Here is a 13,113-nt window from a genome sequence, read left to right on the forward strand (position 1 = left end):
CGGAGTAGAGTCGCGCCGTTGCCCTGCCCCACCCCGTCCACGCAGCGGATTCCCGATGCCGACACCGTCTCGGAGGAGCGCTTGACGATCATCGACGCCATCCCGGTCCCGCCCAGCGTGGCGCCCGGACTCGGCGCGGACGATCTGCAACCGGAGCACCAGTTCAGCCGCCGTGGCGCCCAGCTGCGCGTGCGGGTGCACCCGATCGAGGACCCCGACAACGGCGGCTACCTGCTGGTCTTCGGCGACCTCGGTCCCGCGCCCCTGGTCCGCGTGCATTCGCGCTGTCTCTACGGCGACGCCCTCGGCTCCGACGACTGCGATTGCGGTCCCGAGCTGGCCCTGTCGATGGACCTGATCCAGGCCGAGGGCGCGGGCGTGCTGGCCTACCTCGAACAGGAGGGTCGCGGTGCCGGGCTGGTTCTCAAGGCCATCGGCTATCGCACCAGCGAACGCTACGACCTCGACACCTTCGACAGCTACGCCAAGCTCGGGCTCGACCCCGACGCGCGCCGCTACGAACCGGTCGCCAAGGCGCTGCTGGACATCGGCGTGCATCGGCTGCGGTTGCTCACCAACAATCCGGACAAGCTCCAGGCACTGGCCGAGGCCGGGATCGAGGTCGAGGTGCTGCCGCTGGCGGTGCGGCTGAGCACCGAGCGCGGGCAGCGCTACCTCGACGCCAAGGTGCGCCGGCGCGGGCACATGATCCCGCGCGATGTCGGCCCGTGGGCGCCCGAATACACCGCGCGCGCCGAGCCTGTCGCCGAGGAACGCCCGCGAACCCGCAGGCGGTGGCTGTTCGGCCGTCGTCGGTAACCCACGCCACAATCCCGTATGTCCGGTTACGATAAGTGAGCCGCGCCACTCTCGACGCCCACAGCTCGAGACGATGAGACAGATTCACTCGCATTGGCTCGGCATCCGGCACGGCCTATCGGGAACAGGGATATGACAGACATCGGTTTCGCGCACGCTTCCGGCGTCACGGTGCACACCGTGCCCGCCGCCTTCCAGCAGACCGCCGCGTTGCGGCCCGACCAGATCGCCTTGCGCACGGTCGGCGGCACCCAGGAGATCACCTGGGCCGAGTACGCGACCCGGGTGCGGGCACTGGCGGCAGGCCTGGCGAAACTCGGTGTCGGCCACGGCGACGCGGTGGGCATCATGCTCACCAACCGGCCCGAGTTCAACCTCATCGACACCGCCGCCCTGCACCTGGGCGCCACCCCGTTCTCGGTGTACAACACCAGCTCCGCCGAGCAGATCGCGCACGTGTTCGGCAACGCGGGCAACAAGGTCGTGGTCACCGAGCAGGCGTTCCTCGACGTCATCCGCGAGGCGGGCGGCGAGGTCGAGCACACCGTGCTCGTCGACGGCAGCGCCGAGGGCACCATCGGCTTGGCCGAGCTGGAAGCCGACCCGGCGCCCGACTTCGATTTCGACGCCGCCTGGCAGGCCGTGCAGCCCACCGACCTGGCCACGCTGATCTACACCTCGGGCACCACCGGCCCGTCCAAGGGTGTCGAGCTCACCCAGAGCAATGTGATCGCGCAGGTCGTCGGCCTGGTCTCCGGTCCGCTGCCGGTCGGTTTCGACGATCGCGCCGTGTCGTACCTGCCCGCCGCGCACGTGGCCGACCGCATCTCCGCGCACGCGATGAGCCTGCTGACCGGCATCCAGATCACCACCGTCACCGACCCGCGCGAGATCGCCGCCGCGCTGCCCGACGCCAAGCCCACCGTGTTCTTCGGTGTGCCCCGGGTGTGGCAGAAGATCAAGGCCGGCATCGAGAACAAGCTCGCGGTCGAGCCGTCGCCGGTGAAGAAGGCGCTGGCCAACTGGGCGATCGGCGTCGGCGTGGCCCAGGCCAAGGCGAAGCTGTCGGGCGAGGGTTCCTCGCTGCTGCTCACCGTGCAGCACAAGGCCGCCGACGCGCTCGTGCTGTCGAAGCTGCGCGAAGCGCTCGGGTTCGCCGAGCTCAAGGTCGCCGCGTCCGGCGCGGCCCCGGTGCCCGCGGAGACCCTGGAGTACTTCCTCGGCCTCGGTTTCGCGGTCAGCGAGGTGTGGGGCATGTCCGAGACCACCGGTGTCGGCACCTTCACCGAGATCGACAAGCCGCGCCCCGGCTCGGTCGGGCGCGTCATGGACGGTGTCGAACTGCGGCTCGACGCCGACGGCGAGGTGCTCATCCGCGGCCCGATCGTCACCCCCGGCTACCGCAACATGCCCGACAAGACCGCCGAGGCCATCGACGACGCGGGCTGGCTGCACACCGGCGACATCGGCACCCTCGACGCCGACGGCTACCTGCGCATCGTCGACCGGAAGAAGGAACTGATCATCAGCGAGGCGGGCAAGAACATCGCCCCGTCCAACATCGAGAACGCGATGAAGGCCGCGTCCTCGATGATCGGTCAGGCCGTGGCGATCGGCGACGCCCGCCCCTACATCACCGCGCTGATCATGCTCGATCCCGACGTGGCCGCCTTGCGCGCCAAGGAATTCGGCGCCACCGACGCCACCCACGCCGAGCTCGCGCGCCGCGCCGAGATCGTCGAGGAGGTCAAGGCCGCGGTCGCCGCGGGCAACCGCAAGCTCTCCCGGGTGGAGCAGATCAAGCGTTTCGTCATCGTGGAGACGCTGTGGGAGCCGGGCGGTGACGAGCTGACCCCGAAGATGTCGCTCAAGCGCAGCCCGATCGCGAAGAAGTACGCCGCCGACATCGAGCAGCTCTACGCCGCGACGCCGCCCGAGCACGTCGTCAACGTGAAATAGGCCCGACAACGACGGTGGCCCCCGGAGATTCGTCTCCGGGGGCCACCGTCGTTCGAGCTCAGTGCTGCTCGTAGGTGCCGATCAGGGTGGCGCGGCCGAGCGTGTGCGAGAACAGGTTGAAGCCGAGGAAGGCGGGCGAGGCGTCCGGCCCGACCTCGAGCACGGCCACGTCGACGGCGTGCACCACGACGAAATACCGGTGCGGGCCATGGCCGTTCGGCGGCGCCGCGCCCACGAAGCCGGGGAAGCCGCCGTCGTTGCGCAGCGACACGGCGCCGATGGGCAGCTGACCGCCCGCGCTGCCCGCGCCGGAGTCGAGCGAGGTGACCGAGGCGGGGATGTTGGCGACGGCCCAGTGCCAGAAGCCCGACGCGGTCGGGGCATCCGGGTCGTAGACGGTGACCGCGAAGCTCTGGGTCCCCTCCGGGAAGCCCGACCAGCTCAGCTGCGGCGAGATGTCCTTGCCGCCCGCGCCGAACACACCCGACACCTGATCGTTGCCCAGCGGCTGACCGTCGGTGATGTCGGCGGAGGTGAGGGTGAACGACGGAACCTGCGGCAGTGCGTCATACGGGTTGTAGCTCATGGTTTCTCCGATTCGTCTCAGCTGTGCAGGAGGAAGTGTTCCAGTACCCGGGTGCCGAATTCCAGCGACTCGACCGGCACCCGCTCGTCCACCCCGTGGAACAGGGCGGTGAAGTCCAGTTCCGGCGGCAGCTGCAGCGGCGCGAAGCCGAAGCAGCGAATGCCCAACCGCGCGAACGCTTTCGCGTCGGTGCCGCCGGAGAGCATGTAGGGCACGGTGCGCCCGCGGGGGTCGTGGGCCAGCACCGCGTCGTTCATGGCGTCGACGAGGTGGCCGTCGAAGGTGGTCTCGTAGGAGTCGAGCTTGGTGATCCATTCGCGTTCGACGTCGGGGCCGATGAGTTCGTCGACCTCGCGTTCGAACGCAGCCTGCCTGCCCGGCACCACCCGGCAGTCCACGACGGCCTCGGCGGTCTGCGGGATGACGTTGGCCTTGTAGCCGGCCTGCAGCATGGTCGGGTTGGCGGTGTCGCGCAGGGTGGCGCCGATGATGCGGGAGATGGTGCCCAGCTTGGCCAGCTGGCCTTCGATGTCGGGGCCGTGCGGGTCGAACTGCAGCCCGCTCTCCTCGCTCACGGCGGTGAGGAATTCGGCGACCGAGTCCGACAGCACCACCGGGAAGGTGTGTTTGCCGAGCCGGGCGACCGCCTCGGCCAGGATGGTGACGGCGTTGTCCTCGTGCAGGAACGAGCCGTGACCCGCGCGCGCCTTGGCCCGCAACCGCATCCAGCCCAGCCCCTTCTCGGCGGTCTCCACCAGGTAGAGCCTGCGTTCGGTGCCGTCGGGGCGCGGCACGGTCAGCGAGAAACCGCCGACCTCGCCGACGGCCTCGGTGACACCGTCGAACAGGTCGGGCCGGTGCTCGACCAGCCACTGCGAGCCCCAGCGGCCGCCGTTCTCCTCGTCGGCGAGGAAGGCGAACACCAGGTCGCGGGGCGGCACGGTCCCCTCGGCCTTGAACTGGCGGGCCAGTGCCAGCGTCATGCCGACCATGTCCTTCATGTCGATCGCGCCGCGGCCCCACACGTACCCGTCGCGGACCGCGCCGGAGAACGGGTGCACACTCCAGTCGGCCGCCTCGGCGGGCACGACGTCGAGGTGCCCGTGGATCATCAGCGCGCCACGGCTCGAATCGGCGCCTTTCAATCGCGCGAAGACATTGCCGCGACCGGGCGCGCCGGATTCGACGTACTCGGTCTCGTAGCCGACTTCGCGCAGCTGCGCGGCCACCCATTCCGCGCACTCCCGTTCGCCTTTGGTGGTGGCCAGTTCGCCGGTGTTGGAGGTGTCGAACCGGATCAGCGCGCTGACCAGCTCCACCACCTCGTCCACCGCGCGGGAGCGACCGTGGGACCCAGAACTCTCAGATGCCGACACGTCCCCTTTCCTACCACCCCGGGCCCGGTCGCCGCGCCCTGTCCCCGGTCGCGCCGCTGGTGGCGGGTACGGCGCAGGGTGAGCGCAATTCGCGCCCGGGCCGGTCGCGTGTTTGGCTGGTCCGATGAGATCGCAGGTCGTCCGGGTCGGCGCCGTCGTACTGTCCGCCGCGGCGACGCTGGCAGGCGCGGCGGGTGTCGCCCTGCACTACACGGAGTGGACGGCCGAGCCCGTGGTGCTGGCCGCTTCGGCCGTGCCGTATCTGCTGGGCGGCGCGCTCGTCGGCGCGGTGGGTTTCGCGGCGAGCAGGCAGTGGGTGGTGAGCGGGGTCGCGGCGGTGGTGGTGGCCGTCGGGGTCGCGACGCAGGCACCGCTGTATGTCGCGGACGGGGGCGGCGACGGTCCCGCGCTGACGGTGATGCAGGCGAATCTGCTGTTCGACGGCGCCGATCCCGCCGCGCTCGTCGACGCGGTGCGGGCGCGGGAGGTCGCGGTCCTGACCGTCAACGAGCTGACCCGGACGGCGGTCACCGATCTCGAGGCCGCCGGTCTCGACGAGCTGCTGCCCCACCGGTACCTGGCGCCCGGCCAGACGGCGAGCGGGACGGGGATCTGGAGCCGATTCCCCTTGTCGGACACCGTCGAATACGACGGGTACGTCCTCAACCAGATCTCGGCCACCGCCGCGGTGCCGGAGGTCGGGCCGGTCTCCGTCTACGCCTTGCATCCGGTCCCGCCGGTCTACGACACCGGAGTCTGGGCCGACGAGCTGTCCCGCCTCGACGCCGTGCTGCGCCGGGCACCGGTGGATCGTCCGGTGATCGTGGGCGGTGACTTCAACGCCACCTATGACCACGCCCGTTTCCGCGTACTCGCCTCCGGACGTTTCGCCGACGCCGCCGCGCAGGCCGGAGCGGGCCATCTGGTGACCTATCCGACCGACAAGCGGGTGCCACCGCTGGTGGGCATCGACCACATCCTGCTCGCGGACGCGCGTGCCGTCGCGGTGGACACCGTCGACCTGCCCGGCGCCGACCATCGAGCGCTGGTGGCGCGCATCGTCGTGCCGCGCCGATAGCGACCGGCCCTCCGGGTCAGGACTCCACGGCGGTGCTCGCGGCCAGCAGTTGCTCGACGCGCGCCGCCAGTGTCCTACCCGCCGCGTGCAGCGGTTCGGCCGAACGCAGCGTGCGGGCCAGCACGAACGCCCCCTCCAGCGCGCTGAGCACACCGAGCACCAGGTCACGGGCGTCGGCTTCGGTGAGCCCGCGGCCGGCGAAGTACGCCGTCCCCTTGTCGATCCAGTCCGTGACGACTTCGGCGGCCACCGCGCGCAGGGCGGGCTCGCTGTCGGCGATCTCGCCCGCGACGGTGCCGACGGGGCACATGTTCATCCATCCCGATTCCGCCATCGTGCGCGCGGCGTCGTCGAAGGCGGCGGGGACGGCGACGCGCAGGTCCTGGTGCGGGTCCATCAGCAGCGGCAGCAACTGGATGTAGGCGGCGCCCGAACCGCGCAGCGCCTCGGCGGCGATCTGCGCCTTGCCGTGGGGGAAGTGGTGGTAGAGCGATCCCATCGGCGCCTGGGCGGCCGCGGTGATCTGTTTGACCGTGATCGCGCTGTAGCCCTGCGTGCGCATCAGCTCGGCGACCGCGACGACCAGGCGTTCCCGGGTGGCCGTTGACATCTTCTCGCTCACCGTTCCAGACTAGAGCAAACGCGCTAGAGCGTACGCTCTAATTCTGGAGGTCGTCATGCCCACCGTCGACGTGCCCGCGGGCCGCATCCACTACACCGAGCACGGCGACGGCCCGCTGGTCGTGTTCCTGCACGGCCCCCTGATGAACCACACGGTCTGGGACCGGGTCCTGCCCCTGCTGCCCGAGGGGTTTCGCTACCTCCGGCTCGATCTGCCCTTCGGTGGTCATCCCGAACCGCTGCGCCCCGGCACCGATTTGAGCATGCGGGGCCTGAACCAGCTCATCGCCGATGTCCTCGCCGCGCTCGATCTGCGCACGGTGACGCTCGTGCATTCCGATTGGGGCGGCGCGCTGTTCCTGACCGCCTACGGCCTCGACGAGCGGGTCGGACGGATGATCGTCTTCCCGTGCGAGGCGTTCGACAACTTCCCGCCCGGCCTGCCCGGCAAGACCGCGACCGTGGCCGCCTACCTGCCGGGAGGTGTCGCCATCGCCCAGCGCCAGCTCCGCATCCGCTGGCTGCGTGCGAATCCATTGATGTTCGGCTGGATGGCCAAGTACCCGCTCCCCGACGCTCTCGTGCACGGCTGGACCGAGCCCGGTCTGCGCGATCCGGCCCTGCGCGCCGACCTGCTCGCCTACTTCCGTTCCGGCTTCGAACGCCCCGAACTGATCGCGAATACCGAAGCGCTACGGCGGTTCCCGGGCGAGGCGCTGATCCTGTGGTCCTCGGCGGGCAAGGTGATGCCGCGTGAGCACGGCCGCCGCCTGGCCGCGCTCATGCCCCGAGCCCGCCTGGTCGAGATCGACGACGCCTACGTGTTGTCGATGCTCGACCAACCCGCCGCCGTCGCCGACGCCATGACCGACTTCCTCACCACCACCGCGGCCCACCCCGCCGACCGCTGAACGCTCAGGTCTGCGCGAGCGGTTCGTAGGCGTCGGCGGCGATCCCGAAGGTCCAGGCGACGCCCTCACGCGCGGTTCTGGTGCTGGGTGGTACCCGCAGCCAGTAGGTGCGGCTGGTCCCGTCGGGTTCCGGGGTGGAATTCACGACCTCGACCATCACCACGTCCTCGTCCCCGACGAGCGCGATCCGCCACAGGATGCCGGTCTCGTCGCGATGCACGGGCTCGGCACCGGATTCGGCGAGGTAGCGGTCGTAGCCGTAGTGCTCGAGCATGACCCGGCGCAGTTCGGCGTTGTCCTCCTCGCGGATCCGCTGCGGGGTCAACGCGGTGAGGGTGGCGAGGAATTCGGCGGGCACCGGCATGCCGCGCCAGGCGTACAGGGCGAAATCGTCGGCGTAACGCAAGGCGGGACCGTCACCGCGGTCGAGCCGGCCCGCCTCGTCGCGATGCAGTTCCCGCGGCCGCTCCGAGATCACCGCCACCTTCTCGTAGGGCCACCACCAGCCCGCCTCCGCGGCCACGGCGGCCACGCCGTCGAGCACGGCGCCGGGCGCGGTGTCGTAGGCGCTGAGCCACGCCGCCTCGTGCTGTCCGAGGACGGCGTCGAGCAGCAGCGCCCGAATCCGCCGCTCCGCCCGGCGATCACCCGCGGCCGCGGCGTCGACCACGCCGGCGCGGATGCGCTCGACGACGGTGCCGGTGAGTTCCCACAGTTCGGCGCCGCTCGCCTGCCAGTGCGCGCTGTATCCGGTGGCGCCGAGGGCGGTGTGCAACCGGGCCCGTTCGGCGGCCCACGGTGCGCTGCGGACGGCTTCGCGGACCGGGGCGCCGGTGTCCAGCCCGTCGGCCAGCATCCGCACCGCGGCCAGGGGCGAGGGCGCCCACCGGATCTGTGCGGGTTCGGGCAGGCCTGCGCGCGTATAGGCCAGGCGCACACCGGCTTCCGCGCGGGCCCTGTCACCGGCGCCGGTCGCGGTCGCGACCGCCCGCCAGGTCGTGTTCGTCATCGTCGTCTCCGGCGCTGTCATCAGTCCGCCACCACCCGCACCGAACCGGGCACGTACTCACGCTGCCGCACAACCCGGTACCACCCCTTCGGCAGCCCGATCGGCGCGTGTTCCTCGTGCACCACCCGCCCGCCTTCGGGCAGGTGCAGCAGCATCGGGCCGACCGTGCTGGACTCGCGAACGAGCTTGCCCGGCCCCGGAATCGCGTGCGCGTGCCCGGTCACCTCCCCGAGCGCCAGGACGAGTCTGCCCCGGCCGTCGCGCCGCTCCCCCGTCGCCGTGCGCGCTGTGGCGGGGACGGCGTGCTCGGCCAGCGGCACGATCAGCACATCGCCTTGTCGATACATGATTTCCTCCCGTCGCGGCCCACATCCCCGGACCGATGGCGAGGACGGTAGCGACGGCCACCGACAACCACGCCCAGCGCGCGGAATGTCGGTGCCCCTTGGTAGAAACACTGCAGTCACACGGGGTCACTACGCCAGAAGGGGCGGGAACACACATGTCCATCGGAGAACATCTGCGCGGGTGGGGCGGACTGCCCGCCTACACGTTCCCGGATCTGGAGAAGGACACGGCGGTGTGGGAGGACGTCGTGCGTCAGCTGCCCGCGGCCGAGGCGGTGGCATGGCGGATCGGCGTCGAATCCTATGAGCCCGAGGAGACCTGGCCCGACGCCTTCGCCCGCTTCCTCGCCGCGGTGGAGCCCGAACGGGTGCGGGCGATCATCGTCGGCTCCTGGGCCGACGCCTACGACAATCGCCCCGACGACGTCATCGACGCGATCGTGGCCGCCCGCGAACGATTCCCGGCACTGCGCGCCCTGTTCGTCGGCGACATCATCGGCGAGGAATGCGAGATCTCCTGGATCCATCAGGGTGAGGTCACCCGGCTGCTCGACGCGTTCCCCGCGCTCGAAGTGCTCGGTGTGCGCGGCGGCGAGAGCCTGGAGTTCCCCGCCATCCGCCACGAGCACCTGCGCACCCTGACCGTGCAGGCGGGCGGGCTGCCCGCCACGGTCGTACGCGGCATCGCGGCCAGCGACCTGCCCGCGCTGCACGACCTCGAATTGTGGCTGGGCACTTCCGAATACGGCGGCGATGCCGACATCGCCGATCTCGCCCCGATCCTGACCGGTGACCGGCTGCCGAGCTTGCGTCGGCTCGCCCTGCGCAACAGCGAGATCCAGGACGCGGTGTGCGCCGCGGTCGCCTCGGCGCCGGTGGTGGCGCGGCTGAGCGAACTCGACCTGTCGATGGGAGTGCTCACCGACGACGGCGCCGCGGCCCTGCTCGGCGGCCAGCCGCTGACCCACCTGACCGCGCTGGACCTGCACTACAACTACGTCAGCCCCGAGATCGGCGCCCGCCTCACCGACGCGCTCACCCCCGCCGGTGTGCGCGTGAACCTCGATACCGACGACGCCGAGTCCGACGAGGACGACGACGGCTCGGTGTGGCGATTCGTCTCGGTCGGCGAGTGAGCTGACGTGCGCTGGGTGGTGGTCGGCAACGCCGAGAACCGGCGGGTCCGGCTGTTCACCGACGCGGCCCGCGCGGCGGGGCTCCCGGCGCCGCGGATCGTGGCATGGCAGTCGGTGCTCGCCGACGGCGGTCACGATCTCGCGGACGACGAGATCGTGCGCCTGGACTCCCCGGGTGAGAACCCGGCGGTCGACAGGCTCCTGCGCGGGGTGGCCGAGCCGACCCGCGTGGAGGGTTCGGTGCGCTGGTACACGAACTTCCTGGCCGCGGTCGGCACACTGCGCGGCGGAATCCGTCTCGACGATCCGGCTGAGCTGGCGGTGTCGTTCGACAAGCGGCGCTGCCATGGGCGGCTGCGCGCGGCCGGAGTGCCGGTGCCGCCTTCGCCGGTGACCGCCCCGATCCGTGGCTGGTCCGATGTGCGGGATCAGATGCGGGCGGCCGGGATGGCCAGGGTGTTCGTCAAACTCGCGCACGGGTCGTCGGCCTCGGGTGTCCTCGCGATCGAGTCGACCGCGGCGGGCCGCTGGCAGGCGACGACGTCGGTGGAACGCGGTGCCGGCGGCGCCTTGCACAATTCGCTGCGGGTACGCCGGTATCGCGACGAGCGCGAGATCGCGGCCATCGTCGACCGGCTCGCCCCGGACGGTCTGCACCTGGAACGCTGGCTTCCCAAGGCCACCACGGCGGGCCGCAGCGCCGATCTGCGGGTCGTGGTAGTCGCGGGCCGCGCCACCCACGCCGTGGTCCGCACCAGTCGCGGGCCGCTGACCAATCTGCACCTGGGTGGCGCGCGCGGCGATCTCACCGAGGTCATGGCTGCGGCGGGCACAGCCTGGGACGAGGCGATGCGGATCTGTGAGCGCGCCGCCGCGTGCTTTCCCGCAACGCTGTGCGTCGGGGTGGACCTGCTGCCCGGTCTGGGGTGGCGCCGGTTCACCGTGGGCGAGGTCAACGCGTTCGGTGACCTGCTGCCGGGACTGACCGGTCTGCCCGGCACGCCCGGCGAAGGGCTCGACACCTATGCCACCCAGCTCGCCGCGGCGCCCGGTTTCGTCACCGGCACACCCGCCCCCGTCCCGATCGGATCGCGATGATCACCACCGAACCCGTGCTCGCCCAGCCGGACATGACCGAGGTCGTCGGCCGCGACGACCTGCTGCTGCTCACCCTCGACACCTTGCGCTACGACGTCGCGACCGAACTGGCCGCGGCCGGGCGCCTGCCCACCCTGTCGGCGTATCTGCCGGGCGGCCGCTGGCAGCGGCGACACGCGCCGGGCAGCTTCACCTATGCCTCCCATCAGGCGATGTTCGCCGGCTTCCTGCCCACCCCGGCCGCGCCCGGCCCGCATCCTCGCCTGTTCGCCGCGCGTTTCGCGGGCAGCGAGACCACCGCCGAGGGCACCTTCGTCTTCGAGGAACCCGAGCTCGTCTCCGCGCTCGGCGGCCGCGGGTATCACACCATCTGTGTCGGGGGCGTCGGGTTCTTCAACAAGCAGGGCGCGCTGGGCAGCGTGCTGCCCGATCTGTTCACCGAAAGTCATTGGGCCCCCGAGTTCTCCGTGGTCTCGCCGACCTCGTTCGAAGCGCAGGTGGCGTGTGCGCGGCGCGCGGTCGCCGCGGTGCCCGCCGGGCGCCGGGTGTTCCTGTTCCTCAACGCCTCGGCCCTGCACCAGCCGAACTGGTTCCACCTGCCCGGCGCGACCCGCGAGGCGGGTGACACCCGCGAAACCCACGCGGCCGCACTGGAATACATCGACGCGCACATCGGCCGGCTCTTCGAGGCGATGCGCGCGCGTGGCCGATGCTTCGCGATCGTGTGTTCCGACCACGGCACCGCGTACGGGGAGGACGGCTACACCGGCCACCGGATCGGGCACGAGTCCGTCTGGACGGTGCCCTACAGCCACTTCTTCCTGGAGCCGTCATGATCAGCGCCGTCCTGCCCCGCCCCTATCAGAACTACGTCTACGCCTACCCGCACAAAACGGCCTATCGTCCGCTGCCGGAGCGGCCCGCGCTGTCGCGGGTGTGGGCGGGGGAACCCCGGTCGGCGCTGTCGCTGTATCTGCACATCCCGTTCTGCGAGGTGCGCTGCGGCTTCTGCAATCTGTTCACCCGGGTCGGCGCGCCCGACGAGCTCACCACCCGCTATCTCGACGCCCTCACCCGCCAGGCCGGCGCGGTCCGTGACGGGCTCGGCGACGCCGAACCCGTCCGCTTCGCCACCGCGGCCTTCGGTGGTGGCACCCCCACCTACCTCGACGCCGATGAACTCACCAGGCTCTGCGATATCGCCGAGAACGTGATGGGCGCGGATCTGCGCGCGATCCCGCTGTCGGTGGAGGCGTCGCCACCCACCGCGACCAGCGACCGGCTCGCCGTCCTCGCCGAGCGCGGCGCGACCCGGTTGAGCCTGGGCGTGCAGAGCTTTGTCGAGGCCGAAGCCCGCGCCGCGGTGCGCCCGCAGCGCCGCGCCGACGTCGAGGCGGCGCTGGGCCGGATCCGCGCCACCGCGATCCCGGTCCTCAATATCGACCTCATCTACGGCATCGACGGGCAGACCGCCGCGAGCTGGCGGGTGTCCCTGGACGCGGCGCTGGCCTGGCGGCCCGAGGAAATCTACCTCTACCCGCTCTATGTGCGGCCACTGACCGGGCTGGCGCGGCACGCCGATCCCGCTGTCGCCGAACAGGAATGGGACAGCGAGCGGCTCGCCCGCTATGCCGAGGGCCGCGATCATCTGATGGCCAACGGCTACGAGCAGGTGTCGATGCGGATGTTCCGGCGCGCCGACGCCCCACCGCAGGGCCCCGACGACTACGCCTGCCAGACCGACGGCATGATCGGCCTGGGGTGCGGTGCCCGCTCCTACACCCGCACGCTGCACTACTCCTTCGACTACGCCGTCGACATGCGCGCGGTCCGCGGCATCATCGACACCTACGTCGCGACCACCGATTTCGGTTCCGCGCTGCACGGCCGGGTGATCGACGGCGACGAAGCCGCCCGCAGGCACCTGCTGCAATCACTGCTCCAGGCCCAGGGGCTGGCGGTGGCCGACTACCGCACACGCTTCGGCACCGACCCGTGGGACGACTTCGGCCCCGAACTGCACGCCCTCGCCGACCGCGGCTGGCTCGCCGACACCGACGCGGAGACACTGCGCCTGTCGGAGCGGGGACTGGCCTACTCCGACGCGATCGGCCCCGACTTCTTCTCCCCCGCCGTGCGCGCCGCCATGGCCGCCTACGAGCTGCGGTGAGCC

At 71.1% G+C, this 13,113-nt stretch carries 13 protein-coding genes; 8 read left to right on the forward strand and 5 right to left on the reverse strand.

Annotated elements, in window-relative coordinates:
- The first annotated feature begins 18 nt into the window (after nt 1-18).
- Entirely contained in the window at nt 19-819 is an 801-nt protein-coding gene (locus DFR69_RS24560) for a GTP cyclohydrolase II (RefSeq protein ID WP_244198440.1), read from the forward strand.
- A gap of 132 nt (nt 820-951) precedes the next feature.
- Nucleotides 952-2,778, forward strand: a complete 1,827-nt coding sequence (locus DFR69_RS24565) for an AMP-dependent synthetase/ligase (RefSeq protein WP_110039986.1) — start codon at nt 952-954, stop codon at nt 2,776-2,778.
- A gap of 58 nt (nt 2,779-2,836) precedes the next feature.
- On the opposite strand, the gene DFR69_RS24570 is transcribed toward DFR69_RS24565, so the two are convergent.
- Together DFR69_RS24570 and DFR69_RS24575 are read right to left on the reverse strand one after the other, a co-directional pair.
- Complete coding sequence (locus tag DFR69_RS24570; protein ID WP_110039987.1) at nt 2,837-3,364, reverse strand: YbhB/YbcL family Raf kinase inhibitor-like protein; 528 nt, start codon at nt 3,362-3,364, stop codon at nt 2,837-2,839.
- Nucleotides 3,365-3,381: 17 nt separating this feature from the next.
- On the reverse strand, nt 3,382-4,740 hold the full coding sequence (locus DFR69_RS24575) for a M20/M25/M40 family metallo-hydrolase (RefSeq protein ID WP_110039988.1): 1,359 nt from the start codon (nt 4,738-4,740) through the stop codon (nt 3,382-3,384).
- 124 nt (nt 4,741-4,864) lie between these two features.
- Here DFR69_RS24575 and DFR69_RS24580 point away from each other — a divergent pair, with 124 nt between their 5' ends.
- Nucleotides 4,865-5,818, forward strand: coding sequence for an endonuclease/exonuclease/phosphatase family protein (locus tag DFR69_RS24580; protein ID WP_110039989.1), 954 nt, complete (start codon nt 4,865-4,867; stop codon nt 5,816-5,818).
- 16 nt (nt 5,819-5,834) lie between these two features.
- Here DFR69_RS24580 and DFR69_RS24585 read toward each other — a convergent pair whose 3' ends face one another.
- Nucleotides 5,835-6,440 carry a TetR/AcrR family transcriptional regulator gene (locus DFR69_RS24585; RefSeq protein ID WP_244198441.1) on the reverse strand — a complete coding sequence of 202 codons (606 nt, stop codon included), beginning with the start codon at nt 6,438-6,440 and terminating at the stop codon, nt 5,835-5,837.
- A gap of 55 nt (nt 6,441-6,495) precedes the next feature.
- On the opposite strand from DFR69_RS24585, the gene DFR69_RS24590 reads away from it, so the two are divergent.
- On the forward strand, nt 6,496-7,350 hold the full coding sequence (locus DFR69_RS24590; RefSeq protein WP_110039990.1) for an alpha/beta fold hydrolase: 855 nt from the start codon (nt 6,496-6,498) through the stop codon (nt 7,348-7,350).
- 4 nt (nt 7,351-7,354) lie between these two features.
- Here DFR69_RS24590 and DFR69_RS24595 read toward each other — a convergent pair whose 3' ends face one another.
- Entirely contained in the window at nt 7,355-8,359 is a 1,005-nt protein-coding gene (locus DFR69_RS24595; protein ID WP_110040099.1) for a DUF6745 domain-containing protein, read from the reverse strand.
- 20 nt (nt 8,360-8,379) lie between these two features.
- On the reverse strand, nt 8,380-8,706 hold the full coding sequence (locus DFR69_RS24600; RefSeq protein WP_110039991.1) for a hypothetical protein: 327 nt from the start codon (nt 8,704-8,706) through the stop codon (nt 8,380-8,382).
- A 155-nt stretch (nt 8,707-8,861) separates the two neighbouring features.
- Here DFR69_RS24600 and DFR69_RS24605 point away from each other — a divergent pair, with 155 nt between their 5' ends.
- Genes DFR69_RS24605 through DFR69_RS24620 form a run of 4 tightly spaced genes read left to right on the forward strand, consistent with a single transcriptional unit; the run spans nt 8,862 to nt 13,110 of the window.
- On the forward strand, nt 8,862-9,842 hold the full coding sequence (locus DFR69_RS24605) for an STM4015 family protein (RefSeq protein ID WP_110039992.1): 981 nt from the start codon (nt 8,862-8,864) through the stop codon (nt 9,840-9,842).
- Nucleotides 9,843-9,848: 6 nt separating this feature from the next.
- The gene (locus tag DFR69_RS24610; protein ID WP_110039993.1) at nt 9,849-10,940 is read left to right on the forward strand and encodes an STM4014 family protein; all 1,092 of its coding nucleotides are present in this window, start codon (nt 9,849-9,851) and stop codon (nt 10,938-10,940) included.
- On the forward strand, nt 10,937-11,776 hold the full coding sequence (locus DFR69_RS24615) for an STM4013/SEN3800 family hydrolase (protein ID WP_110039994.1): 840 nt from the start codon (nt 10,937-10,939) through the stop codon (nt 11,774-11,776). The genes DFR69_RS24610 and DFR69_RS24615 overlap by 4 nt, the downstream gene beginning before the upstream one ends.
- On the forward strand, nt 11,773-13,110 hold the full coding sequence (locus DFR69_RS24620) for an STM4012 family radical SAM protein (RefSeq protein ID WP_110039995.1): 1,338 nt from the start codon (nt 11,773-11,775) through the stop codon (nt 13,108-13,110). The genes DFR69_RS24615 and DFR69_RS24620 overlap by 4 nt, the downstream gene beginning before the upstream one ends.
- The last annotated feature ends 3 nt before the right edge of the window (nt 13,111-13,113 follow it).

It is taken from the genome of Nocardia neocaledoniensis, assembly GCF_003182135.1.
GTDB classification, from domain to species: domain Bacteria; phylum Actinomycetota; class Actinomycetes; order Mycobacteriales; family Mycobacteriaceae; genus Nocardia; species Nocardia neocaledoniensis.

Coding starts and splice junctions, on each gene's coding strand:
- DFR69_RS24565 (WP_110039986.1), top strand. CDS start 952: ATGACAGACATCGGTTTCGCGCACGCTTCCGGCGTCACGGTGCACACC.
- DFR69_RS24570 (WP_110039987.1), bottom strand. CDS start 3,364: ATGAGCTACAACCCGTATGACGCACTGCCGCAGGTTCCGTCGTTCACC.
- DFR69_RS24580 (WP_110039989.1), top strand. CDS start 4,865: ATGAGATCGCAGGTCGTCCGGGTCGGCGCCGTCGTACTGTCCGCCGCG.
- DFR69_RS24590 (WP_110039990.1), top strand. CDS start 6,496: ATGCCCACCGTCGACGTGCCCGCGGGCCGCATCCACTACACCGAGCAC.
- DFR69_RS24595 (WP_110040099.1), bottom strand. CDS start 8,359: ATGACGAACACGACCTGGCGGGCGGTCGCGACCGCGACCGGCGCCGGT.
- DFR69_RS24600 (WP_110039991.1), bottom strand. CDS start 8,706: ATGTATCGACAAGGCGATGTGCTGATCGTGCCGCTGGCCGAGCACGCC.
- DFR69_RS24605 (WP_110039992.1), top strand. CDS start 8,862: ATGTCCATCGGAGAACATCTGCGCGGGTGGGGCGGACTGCCCGCCTAC.
- DFR69_RS24615 (WP_110039994.1), top strand. CDS start 10,937: ATGATCACCACCGAACCCGTGCTCGCCCAGCCGGACATGACCGAGGTC.
- DFR69_RS24620 (WP_110039995.1), top strand. CDS start 11,773: ATGATCAGCGCCGTCCTGCCCCGCCCCTATCAGAACTACGTCTACGCC.